This is a genomic window from Clostridiales bacterium (genome assembly GCA_018333995.1).
In the GTDB taxonomy this organism is placed as follows: Bacteria; Actinomycetota; Coriobacteriia; order Anaerosomatales; family SLCP01; genus JAGXSG01.
In genome coordinates, this window is record JAGXSG010000016.1 from 41,683 (window position 1) to 59,825 (window position 18,143).

Sequence of the window (18,143 nt, forward strand, 5' to 3'; positions counted from 1 at the left end):
CCACGGGCGGTGTACGCCCTCGCTCACAGCCCGTTTCCCCCAGCCGAAGAGCTCACGTGCCGGTGACACGAGGTGCAGTCGATCGGAAACGCCGTGATATCGACGGTGGGATGCTCGCTGTCGGGCATCGCATGGCACGCCTTGCAGAAGTACCGCATGTCGTGCCCCCCGCCAAGCGCCTCGGGGATTTCGTAGACGAGGAGCCCTCGCTGCACGCGGCTTCCGTCCGCCGAGCGCACATCACCTCGTAAGACGTAGTCGTTCGCGGCGCCGTGCGGCTCGTGGCACACCCGGCAGTCGAGAGTGTCACCCGGCAGATAGCCCATCTCCGGTCGCAAGAATCGCGGGTTCCCAACCTTCGCACCGTGCCGGTTGCCCTTCTCGTGCGCAGGATTCAGGTAGACCGATGCGATGTCGGTAGTCGTGGTCTCCCCTCCAGGACCAAGTGGCGGCAGCACCCACGGCAGCGTATCGCTAGCGGTAGGCAGCGTCCCATCGTGGCATGTCAGGCAGTGGTCTGTGCCGCTCGATCCGGTCCATACACCTTGCGGTGACGGATCGTACGGATCCACGAGCGGATACTGCGCTGTGACGGCGTGGGTGTTGTGGCAGTTCTGACACGCCATCCGGGCACCGGTGGCAGCCTGGTCGCTCGCGAGCAAATCGTGACGGCTGCTTGGACTGGCCGAAAACGTCAGGAGGGCCTGGATATCGGGTGTCTCCGGAGTCGCGCTCGCGGCGGCGTGACACTGCATGCAGCCCTTATAGCCATCGTCGTAGTGGAGTAGCTGGCTGCTGGGGGAGCCGTGTGCGAAATGACACGCGAGACACGTGACTCCGCTGCCGCCTTCCGGCGGCTCAACACCAGTGTTGTGGATCGAGCCCTCGAAGACTCGCATATCCCCAGCAGGCAGAGCCGAGCCCTGCCCGTGACACGTGTAGCACAGCGCGTTGCCGCCGCCCGTCCCACTGACATCCAGCAGCCGTCGCGTCTCGGAGGTGTCCACGGAACCGTGCGGGTTGTGACACGATGAGCACGACAAGCCGCCACTATGGATGCCGGAACCTGAAGCGTGCAACGCGCCACTCGCATTCTGCGCGACGTCCATGGTGACCGCGGGACCGCCTGTGCCGTCATGGCAGGTCTCGCACAGCGGCCGCTCTCCCACGCCCCCCACGGCGAGCAAGCTCCTTTCGTTGGGAGCGTTATGTATCGTGTGGCACACGCTGCATCGAGCTGAGTCCGGCTCAGCGAACAACGCGTGCGGGTCGGCGGACGCGGTGGCGACGCGCGATCTTGCATACCTCTCGACGGATCTCGCACCCGTCACCCCGTCTGAGTCGACCGCGGCGACAGAGTACCAGTAGCGCTGATAGGGAGTGACGGCCTCGTCGACGTACTCGGTCCCAAGGACCGGCTCGGCAGTGAGAGTGACGGGATGCCCTCCGCTATACGCCGCACGGAACACATGATAGCCGGCGAGGTTCGAAAGACCGCTTGGTGTCCAGCGCAGCGTGATCGAGCCCGCCGTTTCAACGATCTCGGTACGCAGGCCCCGCGGTGCGGGCGCCGGTGGCGTCTCGACCGTCGCGAACTCGACCGTCTGCGTGCTGAGCTCACTCGCCCCGCGATCGTCTTGGACCGACACCGCATAGGTGAGCAACGCCGACGAAGAAGCGTTCGTGTCAGACAGTGAGCGGTTATCAACGCCAATCGTCGTGCCGACGTGCGCCCAATCCCCGCCATCCGAGCGGAACACGTGGTAGCGTACCTCGCCAAACGTCTGGCCGGTCGGGGGGTTCCAGGCAACGAAAACCTCGTCACCTCGCACCGGCCGTGCCGCCACCAGACCGGGCGGGTCAGGCGGGAACGACTGGGCGGTCATCCCGTACACCGACGCGCTCGGACCCGATTGATTGCCAGCGGTGTCCACGGCCCTGATGTAGACCCAGTACTCGATGTTGGGCCGGATACCTTGAACTATCGCCGCGTTGGAGGTGGTCGTCGCAACCGGGTTCCCATAGTCGTGGCCGTCCCGATCGAACAGGTACACGTCGTAGCGCGCCACACCGCTACCGGGCGCCGCGTCGATCACCACGTCCCAGCTCATCAACGCCCCATCGAGTCCGTACCCCGCACCTTGAACGTTCTGGGGGGCCGCCGGTACCACCGTGTCCACCGAGAAGCTCACAGTCCTGGTCGGCTCGTTGTCGCGAACTCGTTCATCGTCATGCGTGCTGAAGTGCAGATTCGAAGATCCTTCGGGCACCGTAAACGGAGCGGAGTACACGCTCCACGGTCCATCGGTCGATGACCACGAGTAGTGCGTCGTCACAGACGCTGGAGCCGGAGCGGGACTCGTCCACGACAGCGTGACCGACGGAACGGTGATGAACCAACCGCTCTCGCCGTCAGGCGTCGCCGGGACAGTGGTCGCGGTCGTGGTGACCGGAGACGTGTCGATCGCGTTCGTCCGTACGGTGACCTGCGGACTCGCGGCGGACTCGTTGCCCGCCACGTCAACTGCGGTCACCGAGAACGTGTACTCCGTGTCAGGCGTCAATCCTGTGACCGCAAACTCGAGCGCGGTCGTAGTTGTCACCACTGAAGAGCCCTGCCACAGCCGGTAGTAGGCCAGCCCTGACGTCACATCCGTAACGGCAGGCCACGAGACCGTCACCGCCGAGGTCCCCTCAACACTTGCCGCACAGTTCGCGGGCGCTGTCGGCAACACCGTGTCGACCCTAAGCGCAAGGCTCTGAACCGCCTCTCGATTGCCCGCCGAGTCGATCGAGTGATAGCAAAGCGTCCCAACTCCCTCGGGTGCCAGGATCGACGCGACGTACGTCGACCACGGGCCATCTGAAGAGTGCCAGCTGTACCGGGTGATCCCGGACTCGTTCTTCTGTAGAGTGATCGTCGGCGCGGTGACGTACCACTCATGCAGACCATCCGGCGCAGCCGGGTCGACGCTTGCGATGGTCACCGGCGGCGCAGCCGTGGTTGTCCGGAGCGTTGTTCCAGTACTGCCAACGATCCATCCGTGATCGCTGTCGACGAACGAGATAGCGTTTAGTTGATTCGCGGTGCCGGTCGCCTGGCCCGTCCAGGTGGTGCCGCCATCGCTTGTACGCCTGAGAACGCCGGTCGCTCCCACCGCCCACGCACGCGAGGCGTCGAGAGCAAAGACCCCGAATAACGTGCCTGTCACACCGGAGGCCTGAGCCGTCCACGTCGCTCCGCCGTCGGTCGTCTTCCGTATCACGCCTGCCGCGCCAGCAACCCACCCCGTGTTCGCATCAATGAACGTTGCACTGTGGAGAATCGAAGCGACTCCCGAGGTTTGCGGCGTCCACGTACCGCCTCCATTGGTCGTCCTGAGGATCACCCCTCCGTCGCCAAAAGCCCAGCCGGTGGTCGCGTTCACAAAGCGGACGCCTCGCAAGATGGTCGTCACCCCGGAGGCCTGAGCCGTCCACGTCGCGCCGCCGTCTGTGGTAGCGCGAATGACACCTCCGTCGCCAACAGCCCATCCCCTCGCGGCATCGACAAAATCGACGCCGCGAAGCGCCGAGGTCACGCCAGAAACCTGCGGTGCCCACGTCATGCCTCCATTGGCTGTAACGCGAATCACTCCCGCACTTCCTACCACCCAGCCAGTGTCAGCACTGACGAAGTCGACGCCATTAAGCGCGGAAGTGGTCCCTGACCCAAGATTTCTCCACGTCAACCCGCCATCACGAGTGCGGCGGAGCAGACCCGAGGCGCCCACCGCCCATCCCGAGTTGGCGTCGTGGAACGCAAGCGCGTTGATCGCCAACGTCGTCCCGTACGACACTGACGTCCACAGCACGCCCGAGTTGACGGTCTTGCGTATCGCGCCAGAGTCCCCCATCAACCACCCTTGGCTAGCGCTGGCGGCGTGAACCGAGTACAGCACGCCAGTGGTTCCGGACGCCTGAGGCGACCAGCTTGTTCCCCCGTCAACCGTACGTAGCACGGTCCCAGCCGCCCCGACAACCCAACCGTTCATGCTGTCAGAGAACCCGATCCCCCACAGCGTCTGCGTGGTACCGGAGGTCTGTGCCGTCCAGGTGGCGCCACCATTCACGGTTTTTCGAATGCGCCCGGTGGTACTTACCACGAACCACGTCTGCGCATCGATGACCTCGAGGGCGTAGATGGCACCGGTAATACCCGAGGCGACCGTCGCCCATGTCGCCCCGCCGTCGGTGGTCCTGCGTATCGTCCCGGAAGCACCCGTCGCGATCACGGTTCCTTGATCGACCACCTCAACCGCGTAGAGGATCGCGGTAGTGTTCGACGGCTGCGGAACCCATGTAGCACCGCCGTTCGTCGTCTTGAGGATCGTTCCGCCGTCGCCCACCACCCAGCCAACATCCGCGCTCGCGAATCGAACGCCTCTGAGAATCGATGTCACGCCCGAACTCTGTCGCGTCCACGACACCCCGCCGTTCGTCGTCTTGAGGATCGTTCCGCCGTCACCTACCACCCAGCCGGTCTGCCCGTCGACGAAATCAACCCCCCGCAAGTGAGCGGCACCCGAAGTAAGGAGCTCCCATGACTCGCCACCGTCGTCGGTACGCATGATCGTCCCGGACGCACCCGCGATCCATCCTGTCAGAGCCCCGACAAAGTCGACTCCAAAAAGCGCGCGTGTCGTTCCCTGCATCTCAGATTGCCACGTGTCGCCCCCATCGGCGGTCAGAAGGACCGTTCCCGCCGTACCCACGACGCACGCCGTTTGGGCAGAGGTCGGCGCGATCGCCCAGAGCGCGAGTGTGCCGCTGTCTTGAGTTCTCCACGTCGCGCCGCCATCGCTCGTCGCCCTGATGACTCCTGCGGCACCCGTGATCCACGCATTCTGTCCGCTGGTGAATTCGATATCGTACAGCGTCTGCGTGGTGCCGACGGCGCGAGCCGTCCACGTCGCGCCGCCATCCGCAGTCGCGAGTACCGTCCCTGAAGCACCGACGGCCCATGCTGTGTTGGCGTCGATGGCGGTCACCCCCAACAGCGTGACGGTAGTGCCTGACGTCTGCGCGCCCCACGTCACTCCTCCATTGGTCGTCTTGAGAAGCGTACCGTACGCACCCACTGCCCACCCGGTATTGCGGTCCACGAAGTCGACGCTGTTGAGCACCGCCGTTGTCCCTGACGTCTGTGTAGTCCACGTCGTCGCGCCGCCGTTGGAGGTGTGACGGATCCGTCCGCCGTTACCAACGCTCCATCCGGTGTCCGCGTCAACGAACGACACCGCGTTCATGGCGGCCGTCCCCACGTTGGCGTTCTGCGCAACCCACGTGGCACCGCCGTCCGACGTCTTTCTCACGACACCAGACGCCCCCACAACCCATCCCGTGTTCGCGTCGGTGAACTCCACCCCGCTCAGGAGCGTCGTGACCCCTGAGTCGAGCGCTTCCCACACCACGCCGGCAGTGTCGGTCTTGAGCACGGTGCCGTTCGCGCCCACCGCGAACCCCTTGTTCGCGCCTATGAAGTCGATTGCCCGCAACTCATTGCCCTGCGGTATCGGATTCTGCCAGTACCAACCCCGATCACCGGTGGGCCCGGTAGACAGATACGCGAGCGACGTGCCCGGAAGCCCCGTCGCCATCAGCACGGCAGAAAGTAGGCACACGCCCGCAAAGCGTGACCAGCGACGTATCGTTGTCGTATGCCGCGCACTCATCGGTACGACTCCAGACGCTCTCGCAACATCTCCGGGTCGATCCCCTGAGGTTCCGCCTCCATAACCAGCGTCACGTGCCGCCGGGCCTCCTCAATTCTTCCTGCTTGCGCCAAGACGTCCGCCAAGAGTAAACGCGATCCGTGCAGTGCGGGATTCAAGTTCAACGCCGAGCGAAGCGAACGTTCAGCGCCCGCCAGATCCCCCCGGTCAAAATAGAGCACGGCAAGGTCATGGTGCACGGTCGGCTGCTCGGGATCGATGGCCAGCGAGCGTTGATACGCCTGCTCGGCGGCGGCAAGATCTCCCTCGGCCTCGCTCACCTTGGCGAGTGTGACATGAGGGCTTGCCTCCTTGCTTCCTGAGGCGAGCTCCCTTTGCGCGCCGCGCCGGACCTCATCGAGCGATTGAGGAACGGGCACCACGGACACGGGCACAGGATCCTCCCCCGCTTTACCCGCACAACCGGCCATTCCAAATATGATAATGAATACGATGGCGAGCGCGCCCGCCCGGCACCGATGGATACCGCGATCGTGGTTCACGCTCATCCTGTCCACCTGAGCACCGATGACACCAGCACGGCACGGCATCTAAGCACCGGGTATGTGATCACTACACATTCCTGATCCGAAATCGTTTCACTGCCGCCAGTGTAGCGCATCGCAACACTTTTCGCTCACGCGCGCCGGTCACTTTACTCTCTGAACAGGGCATAGTGTGCCCATGAGCGCTCCTGCGGAGGTTTGGCGGTGTAAGCTGTGTTTCACACTTAAGGTCGCGCAGCGACCCGCCGATAATTACTTGACTGGGTGATCGCGGAACCGCGACGACCACGAGCACGTGCGAAGGGGGTCTTGCGGCATCGTGCCAACCGAGCGGCGATTGACCGAGGTTCTCGGCTCCGTCCACGATGGCTCGCCGGATATCGTCATATGCGTCGATGAAGATCTTGGCATCGTGTACGCGAACCAGACGGCGTCGGCCAGAGCGGGCGTCTCGGCCCGAGATCTGATCGGCGTCGCATGCCATGAAGCGTTAATGGCGTGCGCCGTCCCCTGTGGCGTGTGCCGCGCGGACGAAGTATTCGAGTCCGGTGCGACTCTCAGCTATACGGGTGGCGCCGACACCCATCACCCTGGGGCCGAGATCGAGCACACGTGGCAACCGATCCGTGACGATACTGGGCGCGTGCTTTGCGTACTTGAGCGCATCCGCGTGGAGGTCGCCCCGGGCTGTCTGACCGGACCAGCTGGCCCGTCCGCCGCGGCAACGGTCGCGTCGCCGCCGCGCGCGTGCGGACATCTCGACACGACTCCGGCCATCTTGCTCACCCTCGACAAAGAGGGCAAGGTCACGCTGATCAACAAAACCGGCTGCGAACTGCTCGGCGTGCCGGAGCACGATGTCGTCGGGCACCCGCTGGTCGAGGAGTTCATAGAGCCTTCCGAGCGTGCTCAATGTGTCGAGCACTTCGAAACGCTCCTGACCTCCGCGCCACGCGATGTCGAACCGTGCGAGAACACGATCGTGCGCCCCGACGGCTCCCGGCGTACCATCGAGTGGCACGCTTCGGCGCTCCACGACGAAGACGGTGCCGTGACAGGCGTGGTCGCGTCGGGTGTCGACATCAGCCGCAGAAAGGCGGCGCAGTCTGAGCTCGTGTTCCATTCCTGGGTGCTCGACCAGGCAAACGACTCGGTGATCGTGCACACCCCAGAGGGAGTCCCCGTCTACGCCAACGCGAAAGCGGCGGCGATGTGCGCCATGAGCCGGGAAGCGCTGCTTGGCCTTGAGCCGTTCGGCTGGCTTGCCGAGGGGCATCGCGCCCTTCCAGACGCCGTCCAAGAGTCGCTCGAGGTGACCGGCGCCGCGATCTACGAAACACTCTACCGCACCGCGGACGGCCATACGACGCCGGTTGAGGTCCACGCGACCGCCATGGACGCAGACGGGCGGGGATTGATAGCCGCCGCCGGCCGTGACATCTCCGAGCGTAAGCGGACCGAACACATGATGACCCGGCTCGCGTTTTACGACTCGCTCACGGGACTCGCGAACCGGGCGCTCTTCCTCGACCGTCTCAGGCACGCCGCAGCGACGAAGGCGCGAGCCAACGAACGCCTTGCTGTTGCCTTCATCGACCTCGACCACTTCAAGGCCGTGAACGACACCTTCGGACACCGTACCGGGGACGCCGTCCTTGTAGAGGTCGCCAAGCGCTTGAGCTCGGTGCTTCGCGAGTCAGACACACTCGCACGTCTCGGCGGGGACGAGTTCACGGTCCTCCTCGAGGGAGTGCAGTCCGAGCGCGATGCGGAACTCGTGGCGAGCAAGCTGCTCGAAGCGATCGAGCGGCCGCTGCGCGTGGCCGGCAACGAGATCCGTCTCACGGGCAGCATCGGTATCGCGATAGGCGCGCCGAGCGAGGGTGACGACTCAGCAACCCTTCTTACGCGCGCGGATACGGCGATGTACCGGGCCAAACAGAGCGGCCGTGCGACTTTCTGTCTCCACGAGCCCGCGTACTCCGAGGATGCCTGCGAGAGGCTTACGCTGTCGCGCGACCTGCACCACGCACTCGAACTAGGCGAGTTCGACGTGCACTTTCAACCAATAGTCCGGGTTGAAGATGGGCGCCTGAGGGGCGCGGAGGCATTCGTTCGCTGGCACCACCCGTCTCTCGGCCCCATCCCGCCAGCGACGTTCCTCCCCATCGCTGAAGAGAGCGGTTTGATTGGGATCATCGGCGACTGGGTTCTTAAAACCGCTGTCGCACGGTTCGCAACGTGGCGTCCTCGTGGCTTGCCTCACGATGCGCGTTTGACGGTCAACCTATCCGCCCGTCAGCTTTCGGCGCATGGGCTGGTGGACCGGATCGACGCGCTCGTGCGCGAGCATGATCTGAGCGGAGACGTCCTCGAGTTCGAGATCACGGAGAGCACCGTCATGCACGAGACTGGCGTGGCACGCGAGACGCTCGCGGCCTTGCGTGATTTGGGCGTCCGCACATCGATAGATGACTTTGGCAGCGGGTACTCCTCGCTTGAGCAGTTGCTCGCCCTTGGAATCGACACGATCAAGATCGACCAGCGCTTCGTGCGAGGGCTCGGACGCAACGTCCAATCCACAGCGATCTGTCGTGCGGTGATCTCGATGGCCGAACAGCTCGGTCTCACCGTGGTCGCGGAGGGTGTGGAGACCAGGGTGCAAGCGGCGTGTCTTCGCGCCGAGCGCTGCCATGAGATGCAGGGTTATCTCGTCAGCCCGCCGCTTCCGGCGTCCGCTGCGGAGACTCTACTCACCCGTGATACGATCGCGCACTGGAAAGGTCATGCGCACGGCGCCTCCCGCATCGCACCGGTGTGACCCATCGCATCCGTGCCGCGACGTCCCGCGAGAGAATGATTCAGAGCGCGGCGGCAATTCGGGCGGCCAGCCGCGCGTTCGCGTAGACAAGCTGCTTGTTGGCGTGTTGGCTCGCCCCGCCTGTCGCACGGTGGATGCGTGCGAGCAGATACGGCGTCACCGCAGCGCCAGAAACCCCCGAAGCGGCCGCCTCGGCAAGTGCGGATTCGATGATGCCCTGGAGAAACTCCGCGTCTAGCGCGTGCTCCTCGGCGATCGGGTTTGCGACGACCACGCCCCCGGCAATCCCGAGCGCGCGTTTCGCGCGGATCACAGCAGCTGCCGCCTCGGGTGATTCGACACGCGCCGGAACCGGATGTCCGCTCGACGCGGCATAGAACGCAGGTAGCTCGCCGGTCTGGTATCCCAGGACCGGAACGCCGCGCGTTTCCAGGTACTCCAGCGTCAGACCAAGGTCGAGCACCGACTTCGCTCCCGCGCACACGACCGTAACGTCAGTACGAGCGAGCTCCTCGAGGTCCGCGGATACGTCGAAGGTCTCCGGCGCACCCCGGTGCACCCCCCCGATCCCGCCCGTGGCAAACAGTTCGATCCCCGCGAGTGCCGCGGCGATCATCGTGGCGGCGACAGTGGTAGCGCCATCCGCCCCGCGAGCGGCGAGCACCGGCAGATCCCTCCTGCTAGCCTTGGCGATAGCGGCACCATCTCGTGCAAATCGCTCTATCTCGGCGGCTGCGAGGCCAACCGTGAGCACACCACCCACGACACCGACGGTCGCCGGCACCGCGCCCTCCTCCCGCACCACGCGCTCGCTTTCACGTGCGCACTCGAGATTCGCCGGGTACGGAAAGCCGTGCGTGATGATCGCCGACTCGAGAGCCACCACCGGTATCCCATGTGCGCGTGCGGCGACCACCTCGTCGGACGCGCGCCAGAGATCACTCATTCCCTCTCCTTCTTAACGGCCGTCGAGGCGGCGAGCACGCTCATGTCCTCGGAAACTGTCTCGCCGGTTGCAAGGGTGAGGGCCGCCGCTCCTACGGCGAATCGCGCTGTCCGCACCACGCTCCATTCGCTGAGGGTCGCAAAGACGACACCTGCCATGAACGCATCGCCAGCTCCAGTCGCGTTCACCACGTCACCAGTGGGTGCCTGGGTGTAGCCCCGCTCAGTCCCGCTCGTCCAAAACACGCCGTCCGCTCCCGCGGTCACCCACACTCGGTCAGGACCACGGCTGGCGAGCAGTTCCGCCGCTAAAGCGGGGTCCGGCTCACCGGTGAGCGCCTCGGCCTCCGCCGCGCTCGCTTTCAGTCCTTTGATCTTGGTCAAAAATGGCACGAGCCTCTGAGCCTTGGCGACCGAAACACAATCGGCGAACACCGGGACCCGCGAACACGACTCAAACACCTGACTCAAGGTAGCGGGAGCGGGGTTTGCGTCGACCACCACTCCGTCGATCGCTTCAAGACCCTCAAGCGACACGCGAATCGCTGCGGGGGTCAGATACTCAAGAACACTCATGTCTGATACGGCCGCCACAGGATTGCCCGAGCGATCAATCACCGCCACGTACGTCGAGCCTGGCGCTTCATCAACGAACACCGAGTGACTGATGTCGACGCCTGCCTTCCGGCACTCAAGAATCAGATGCCGGGCTCTCTCGTCACCGCCGAACGCGGTAACCAAGTTGACCGTCGCGCCCATTCGCACGAGGTTTATCGCGATATTGTGACCGACACCTCCCGTGCTCACACGAATGTGGCCTGGACTTGAGTCGCCCGCGATTGTCCGTGCATCGGCCATGCCCAGGATGTCGGTGTTCGCTCCGCCGACAACGAGCACACGAAGTCCTTCCGTGCCATCACGCGAATGCATCGGTCTTCCCTCCGTAGACCTACCCCCCTAGAAGAGTGTCCCTCCTCGCTGGGAATGTAAACCGTTTCCGCCATCGCACGAGAGCGTCCCCGCATCACAGGGAACACTCACCAACAAGAGACGAGCAACCACCGGGGGAAAGCGATGACGGAGACAGACGGACAGACCGATTTCGACGTGCTGGTAGCCGGGGCGGGACCCGCTGGGCTTACCGCGGGCATGTACAGCGCACGTCAGGGACTCACGACCGCGGTCGTAACCAGCGACGTCGGCGGACAGGCCGCGTGGGCTGGCCGTATCGATAACTACCTCGGCTGGCAGGCGATCACGGGACCGGAACTTGTCGCCGCGTTCAGGGAGCACGTCTCACTGTTCGGCGTACGTTGCTTCGAAGGTCGGCTTGTAAGCGCGATCGTCCCCGATGGGCCGGGATTTTCCGTCTACACACGTGAGGGAGACACGTTCCACGCACTGGCGGTGATCATCGCTACCGGCAAGGCGCCCAACCGCCTCGCAGTCCCAGGAGAAACCGAACTCATCGGCCGCGGGGTATCATACTGCGCCACATGCGATGCCGCATTCTTCTCCCGCCGGGATGTCGCGGTTGTGGGACCGGGCGAGTCTGCTGCGGACGCCGCTCTCCAGCTTGCGGCTCTCGGCGTCAATCGTGTCACTGTGCTGACGTCCGCTCCGCTCAAGGCGCCCTCCGCCGTTCTCGAACGTATCACAGCCGAGCCAAGCATCACGGTACGTGAGCGCGTCAAAGTCACGCGCATCGAAGGGAAGGACCGCGTAACTGGCGTGGCCCTTGTAGACAAGGCCACATCAATCGAAGAGATCTTGCCTGTAGCTGGTGTGTTCATCGAAACCGGAGCCATCGCTGCCGCCGAGTTCACAGCGGGACTTGTGGATGTGAACGGCAAAGGCGAGATCATCGTCGACCGCTCGTGCGCGACAAGCCATCCCGGCATCTACGCTGCGGGTGACGTGACTAACGGCCTCGGCAAGCAGGTGATCATCGCGGCCGGCGAGGGTGCCCGGGCCGCGATCGCCGCTGGCCGCGACCTCAAGCGGCGGTGAGTGCCGTATGGACCCGCGAGCGTTGACGTTCGTGCGTGCGACGATCGGCGCGGCTGCTGCTGGAACGCTCATCTGTGGTGTCGGCTGGTCGATCGCGGCAGACCTCATCAGCACGCCGCAGGAGGCGCCGACGTGGTTGCGCGAGACCCCGATCGCGCACCGGGGACTCCACACCGGCGACGCGGTGCGTCCGGAAAACTCCCTCGCGGCGTTCAGGGCCGCGGCGGACGGCGGCTACCCCATCGAGCTTGACGTCCACCTCGCGGCGGACGGCGTGCCCGTGGTCTTCCACGACGATGCCCTTGAGCGCATGACAGGCGATCCTCGCCTCGTCAGTGAAGTGACCTCGGCAGAGCTCAAGAACCTTGCGCTGCTCAACTCAAGCGAGCGGATACCGGCGCTCGACGAGGTGCTCGCCCTGGTTGAGAACAGGGTGCCCATCCTCATCGAGATCAAGCAACGCGGTGAGCCGGGCGCACTTGAACGAGCTGTCGTCAACGTTGTCCGGGCGCATCCGGCCGAGGTCGCCGTGCAGTCGTTCAACCCCTACTCGCTAGCGTACGTCAAGACCATCGCACCCGATCTGCCGCGGGGCCAGCTCTCTGGCTCGCTTGCCGGAGAGAAACTCCCAGGATGGCAGACGTTCGCGTTGAGGCACACACTCATGAACTGGGCGAGCAAGCCCGCGTTCATCGCCTACGAACTCGATGCGCTGCCCTCATGGGGAACGTCCCTGCAGCGCGCGAGGGGCCGTCCGCTACTCGGATGGACGGCGAACAATCCTGAAGACTTTGAGCGCGCCCAACACGTGTGCGACGGAGTGATTTTCAGTCATGGCGCGTTTTGACGGCTGCTCGGCGTTCCCGCACCCTCGGCGTCACGCCCCCCAGCGCTCAGACTCTAAGCGTCGCAGTCAGGCGGCTTGGGACGCGCAACAAGCCTAGTGCGTCGCCTATCGACCGGGTGACGACATCGGCCGATACGACCGCCGGCCCCGCGGCCCCCTCTGGCCCGATGACGCAGATTCCTATCGCGGATGCCTTGAGCATGGCGTCGTCGTTCGCGCCGTTGCCCACGGCCACCGTCGAAGACGCCCCCAGCGACTCCACGAATGCGGCCTTCTGCGCCGACTCATTCCCCGGTTCGATCACCGTGACACCAACGCCGAGCGACGCGGCCATTGCGGCGGCGCCCCCGTGAGCGTCGGCAGTGACCAGCGCTACCTTAAGCGTGCCACCAAGCGCGGCTACCGCCTCTTCGACGCCGTCGATCAGCACGCCATCGAAAGCGATTGTCCCGTTCACATCGAGCACGAGATGCGCTAACGTGAGACATCCCTTTCCAGGAATATCTATGATAAGCATGGGGTTCCTCCGTACGCTGATTTCCGCTCATAATAACTGGAATCGCCATCGTAAAGGCGCGTCCAGGAATTGACGAGAGATGGAATCTGGCCGATAATCAAAGCAATTCCTATCTCGCAATACTTCGCCTGCTAAACTCGGGAGGGCCGCTTGATGATCGACAGAGACCAGGCGTTCGAACGCATCCGCCAAGCGGGGCTTAGACTGACGCCTCAACGACGGGCCGTCATTGAAGAGCTCGCCGGTGACCGCAGTCATCCGCTCGCTGAGAATGTGGCCTCTCGGGTTGCCGCGCGTGTGCCCGGAGTCTCGCTTTCAACCGTCTACAAGATATTGCACGAACTGGGTGGTCTCGGGCTCGTACGCGAACTCTCGCTCCCGGGCGCGATGCGATTCGATCCCGATGTTGATCCTCACGCGCACCTTGTGTGCTCTGAGTGCGGTTCGGTTTACGACATTCCCGTGCCTGTCGCGACCACCGAAGATCTGTTCTCAGCCGCGGAACGGGCTACGGGCACTGACGTCATTCACATGGAGGTCACGCTGTATGGGCGATGCGCCCAGTGCAGTCCCCGTGCATGAGACCGATTTCTTCGCGTGCGCGAACTCTGGTTTCCCACGGATTTAGAAAGGGATTTCAGTGAAATCGACCCTCATCGTGCTCGCCGTCGTGATCGCGCTTCTCGCCTTCACCACCGCCGGGTGGGCGGGTTTCCGCGCCACGACGACCCGCGTCGCTCCAGGTGACCCGGCGCCGTATGAAGGACACCCTGCCTACGGCTGTGTCTGGTGCCACATAGTCGAACGCTGATCCCGACGCCGATCACAGCTCCGGGACGTCTGGGGCCGGCGTTCGTCCTGGGCGCCCGGTCATCTCGGCCAATACGCGCCTGAGCGCGAGCGCGAACCGCTCACGGTCGTCGTCGTCGAAAGGAGCGGGGCCGCGTGTTCGACCGCCCGCGCGCCTGTGCCGCTGTTCAGCATGGCGCACCGCAAGCTCCAGATCGATGGTAGACGCCAACCACATCCGCCCTCGTGGCGAAAGCGCGTGCGCGCCTCGGCCTAAAGCCATCGCGGCAAGCCCTGTGTCGTGAGTAACCACGACGTCTCCAGCCCGAAGCATCTCAACCATCGCAAAGTCCGCTGCGTCGCGTCCCGATGCGACCTGCACCGCACTCACACCCGAACGCTCGGTGTAGCGCGCAAAGTTCTGGGTCTCGTTTCCTACGAGCACGACAGGCACTCTCGCACTGTGAGCGATGGAAATCGCTTGCCGCGTCACCGGGCACGCGTCCGCGTCGATGTAGAGCGTCGTCATACTCGGAAGTGTACCGCGCACATGGCGATACCTCCTCTATAGGCATGGTTAAGCAAGCGTCAGGAAGTAATCCGCGTGGGAAGAATCTACCTGTTAGCTCAAGCGGCCCGGTTGCGGGCCTCGGGTGAGGGAGGTCTTTATGGATCTGTTCTTGCGTACGTGTAACGCGGAGCGGATGAACATCGCACGCATCGTCGGCCGAGGATTCGTAGTGATCGGCGGCTTGGTCTGGACAGTGATGTTCTTCGCCTCGGAGACCGCAGCCAGATACGCTGACATCACATACACGCTTGATGACGTTGTGCAGGCCGGCATCGGTGCCGCGATTCCGGCGGCTGTTGCGGTGCTTGTCTTCGTCATCTCCCTCTTTTATGAGCGTCTCGCTGCGTTACTTCTCATCTTGGCTGCCATTGCGACCGTCGTGTACGGGGTCATGGCTACCTGGGAACCCGCACTCTGGGTCACCGCGTCGCTTGTCATTATCTCGCCGCTTGTTATCGGCGCTGCGCTCTTCCTCGTTGCGGCGCGCACCCAACGCGTCTGCGAGCTTGAGGGAAAGACGACCGCCGGCTAAGACATCTGTCAAGAAACGCCGGGTTTCGCCCGGAACCGCTTAGGGATGTGAGTTTCTTTCCGGACCCACGGACGGGATGGAGAGCGAAAACGTCGATCCTTGTCCTAACGTACTGCGAAGTGCCACCGTGCCCCCGAGCAACGTGGCAAGACCCCGCGAGATGGCAAGGCCCAGGCCCGTGCCCTCCAGCTGGCCAACCGGGCGGCGTTGCCGTTGCGCGAATTCTCCAAAGATCGACTCTTGTTGCCCTTCAGGGATGCCCGGACCCGTGTCTGTCACGGAAAACCGGATACTATCGTTTTCCAGGTTCTCCAAAGCCAGCGTCACTGAGCCAGAATCTGTGAATTTGACCGCGTTTCCAAGAAAATTAAGCAGCACCTGCCTGATCTTGACCGCGTCTGACACCACCGTCCCAAACGGTTCCTCGGGCAGCTCGAGCGTGACCGAGAGGCCTTTGGCGTGCGCCGCGGGAGCGACCACCCCGAGGGTTTCGCGAGCCAGCTCACAAGGATCGAACGCGGCTACTTCAATATCAGCCTTGCCGGCCTCGATGCGGGAAAGATCGAGGACGTCGTTGATCAGGTCGAGCAGGTGTCTCCCGGAACGATTGACCATCTCGAGCTGGCGGGCCTGCTCCTCATTAAGCGCTCCGGTCAATCCGTCAAGCATGATCCTGGAAAAACCGATAATCGAGTTGAGCGGGGTACGAAGTTCGTGGCTCATCGACCGGAGAAAGCGGGACTTCGCCTCGTTGGCCTCGACGAGATCGCGATTGGTCGCCCGCAGCTCTTGGGCAAGCTGCTGAAGCTCCCTGTTGGTCGCGTTCAGCGCTCGCGTGCGCTCCTCCACAACACGCTCGAGCGAAGCGTTCACGCGGAGCACCTCGGCTTCCGCCTCGTGTCTCAACACCACCTTCCACACGCCATCCATGAGCACGGCGAGACGGCGAGCGTCACTGTCTTCGTAAAGGGTGCGAGAACCGCACACGACGACCACGCCTGCGACGCGCTCCGCGCTGAACACGGGGACAGCCAACATTCGGCCAACCGCGACCTCATCCATCATGAGTCCGGTGTCATCACGTCCCGTCGTCCCCTGGCGGATCACCGGCGAACGCGTGGCCACCACTTCGGCGATCAGCTCGCCTCGTCCGGCCGCTGTCTGCACGACGCACGGGTCACTCCCCGCCCCGTCCCAGGTCTGCACCGACCCAGCGAGTGCCACCTCGGCACCATCAGGACCGTACCGGTAGAAGTCAGCGGCGGTACTCCCCGTCATAGTGAGCGCCTCCTCGAGAGCCTCGCTCACGTACCGCTCCACGTCATCATGCTCTGCGCTGGAGACCCGGAGCAGCGCCTCGAGCAGGTCGCTGTGCGTCCTCACCTCGCGTTCTTGCTGCTTGCGATCGGTGATATCGAGTGCCGCGAACGAGTACCCGCGTGAAGGATCCGCCTGATCTATCGCGGTACTGTGGAGCATGATCTCGATGGTTCGTCCATCACGATGCCTGAATCGAGTCTCTACCGTCCCTGTCCCGGATTCGAGCACGCGTTGGTGAAGCTGTCGGCCCACGTGATGGAACTGCCGGTCGCTTACGTATGCTATCCGCTCGGACTTGCCGAGCAGCTCCTCGCGCTCGTATCCAAGCATCTCGCAAAACCGGTCACTCACGACCGTGTACACCCGGTCAACGGTGATCCCAAGGCCCATCGGCGCCGCGCGGAACAAACTGAGCATCATCTCTTGTCCCTCGCGTTGCACACGTTCCGATTCGAGCCGCGCCGAAAGGTACGATGTCCGGCCGAGCTGCCAAACGATGGAAAACCCGCCACCCATCAACATGATGACGCCAACAGCGAGCGCGATTATGAGCACGCCTCGGTCACGCCACTGGGCAAGCGCCTCGGACTCGTCGATCTTGGCTACCATGTACCATTCTGAATCGGCGATCGGCGCCGCGTACGCCAGTACTTGTTCGCCCCGGTAGTCAACTCCGTCCACGATGCCCTCAACGCCCATCACGGCCATGACCGAAGGGTTATCTCCCTGTGTGAGCGGGATCCTGAGTCTGTGAGCGGCATCCTCTGCATGCCGGAGGTCGTTGAGGAAGAGCGCGTGCGAAGCGTCTTTTGCCACCAGCGCCGTCTCCGCCGTGACGCTGGGTGTGGGCCAGCTCTGCACGAGCGGATAGAGGAACTCCTTCGCTGAAGATTGCAAGACGATCGCGCCTGAAGATACGAGCTTCCCGTCCGATTCGAAGAACAGTGGGGCGACGACGTCGATGTACGCCGAACCCCCAGCGGGACCTTCGTGCAAGCGCGTCAACACCGGATTTCCGGACGCGACGGATTCGCGGATGGCCGCGACCGTGTCATCGTGCATAGGTGTCGGCTTGTCGCCTAGACGGAGCAGCTCACGGCCGGACGTGTCCACGAGCACCACATCGAAGTAGTCGTTGCTCGGCTGTTCCGCGCGCATTCGCTGGAGGATACCCGTGGCCGAGGTGGACGCAGGATCTTGCATCCAGCTGTTGACGATCCCGGCAAACAGGCGGCTGTTGGTGAGCCGCCACGCCGTCCTCATGTGATTTTCGCGCCACGTGACGATCTGCTCGATCTTCAAGCCGGCGATCGTCTCCAGCTCGATTTGCGCCCTCTCGCGCAACGCGTTCTCTTGATCGCGATAGAGCCACGTCCCGGCTACGATGACGGCAAGACCCGCAACCACGAGTGCGCCGATCATCCAGACCGGAGGTCTTCCCGCCCAGTCGATCGCGGCCCGTGCCCGTTGCCTCAAAGTGGTGTCCTTTACGCGAATGGGCCTTCCACTGCTATTACAGTGGTTGTCCGGTG

General features: G+C 63.8%; 13 protein-coding genes. 6 read left to right on the plus strand and 7 right to left on the minus strand.

Annotation, left to right across the window (positions count from 1 at the left end):
• Positions 1-23 precede the first annotated feature (23 nt).
• Complete coding sequence (locus tag KGZ40_04865; GenBank protein ID MBS3956840.1) at positions 24-5,714, minus strand: fibronectin type III domain-containing protein; 5,691 nt, start codon at positions 5,712-5,714, stop codon at positions 24-26.
• Complete coding sequence (locus tag KGZ40_04870; GenBank protein MBS3956841.1) at positions 5,711-6,262, minus strand: tetratricopeptide repeat protein; 552 nt, start codon at positions 6,260-6,262, stop codon at positions 5,711-5,713. Before KGZ40_04870 ends, KGZ40_04865 begins: the two co-directional genes overlap by 4 nt.
• A gap of 316 nt (positions 6,263-6,578) precedes the next feature.
• Between KGZ40_04870 and KGZ40_04875 the strand changes: the two genes are divergently transcribed.
• Positions 6,579-9,080, plus strand: a complete 2,502-nt coding sequence (locus KGZ40_04875; GenBank protein MBS3956842.1) for an EAL domain-containing protein — start codon at positions 6,579-6,581, stop codon at positions 9,078-9,080.
• Between the two features lie 40 nt (positions 9,081-9,120).
• Here the strand turns inward: KGZ40_04875 and KGZ40_04880 are convergent, their stop codons facing one another.
• A complete protein-coding gene (locus KGZ40_04880; protein MBS3956843.1) occupies positions 9,121-10,026 on the minus strand; it encodes a pseudouridine-5'-phosphate glycosidase in 906 nt (301 codons plus the stop codon).
• Entirely contained in the window at positions 10,023-10,955 is a 933-nt protein-coding gene (locus KGZ40_04885; GenBank protein ID MBS3956844.1) for a carbohydrate kinase family protein, read from the minus strand. Before KGZ40_04885 ends, KGZ40_04880 begins: the two co-directional genes overlap by 4 nt.
• Before the next feature lie 144 nt (positions 10,956-11,099).
• Between KGZ40_04885 and KGZ40_04890 the strand changes: the two genes are divergently transcribed.
• Positions 11,100-12,035 carry an FAD-dependent oxidoreductase gene (locus tag KGZ40_04890; protein ID MBS3956845.1) on the plus strand — a complete coding sequence of 312 codons (936 nt, stop codon included), beginning with the start codon at positions 11,100-11,102 and terminating at the stop codon, positions 12,033-12,035.
• Positions 12,036-12,042: 7 nt separating this feature from the next.
• A complete protein-coding gene (locus KGZ40_04895) occupies positions 12,043-12,882 on the plus strand; it encodes a glycerophosphodiester phosphodiesterase (GenBank protein MBS3956846.1) in 840 nt (279 codons plus the stop codon).
• 46 nt (positions 12,883-12,928) lie between these two features.
• Here the strand turns inward: KGZ40_04895 and KGZ40_04900 are convergent, their stop codons facing one another.
• Positions 12,929-13,399, minus strand: coding sequence for an HAD family hydrolase (locus tag KGZ40_04900; protein MBS3956847.1), 471 nt, complete (start codon positions 13,397-13,399; stop codon positions 12,929-12,931).
• 153 nt (positions 13,400-13,552) lie between these two features.
• On the opposite strand from KGZ40_04900, the gene KGZ40_04905 reads away from it, so the two are divergent.
• Together KGZ40_04905 and KGZ40_04910 are read left to right on the plus strand one after the other, a co-directional pair.
• The gene (locus KGZ40_04905; GenBank protein ID MBS3956848.1) at positions 13,553-13,981 is read left to right on the plus strand and encodes a transcriptional repressor; all 429 of its coding nucleotides are present in this window, start codon (positions 13,553-13,555) and stop codon (positions 13,979-13,981) included.
• Between the two features lie 58 nt (positions 13,982-14,039).
• Positions 14,040-14,210: a hypothetical protein gene (locus tag KGZ40_04910; GenBank protein ID MBS3956849.1), complete on the plus strand. Its 171-nt coding sequence runs from the start codon at positions 14,040-14,042 to the stop codon at positions 14,208-14,210.
• Between the two features lie 12 nt (positions 14,211-14,222).
• Here KGZ40_04910 and KGZ40_04915 read toward each other — a convergent pair whose 3' ends face one another.
• Positions 14,223-14,738 (minus strand): DUF188 domain-containing protein, encoded by a 516-nt coding sequence (locus tag KGZ40_04915; protein MBS3956850.1) that lies wholly within the window; start codon positions 14,736-14,738, stop codon positions 14,223-14,225.
• A 118-nt stretch (positions 14,739-14,856) separates the two neighbouring features.
• Between KGZ40_04915 and KGZ40_04920 the strand changes: the two genes are divergently transcribed.
• Complete coding sequence (locus tag KGZ40_04920; protein ID MBS3956851.1) at positions 14,857-15,291, plus strand: hypothetical protein; 435 nt, start codon at positions 14,857-14,859, stop codon at positions 15,289-15,291.
• Positions 15,292-15,330: 39 nt separating this feature from the next.
• Here KGZ40_04920 and KGZ40_04925 read toward each other — a convergent pair whose 3' ends face one another.
• On the minus strand, positions 15,331-18,087 hold the full coding sequence (locus KGZ40_04925) for a PAS domain S-box protein (GenBank protein MBS3956852.1): 2,757 nt from the start codon (positions 18,085-18,087) through the stop codon (positions 15,331-15,333).
• Between the last annotated feature and the right edge of the window lie 56 nt (positions 18,088-18,143).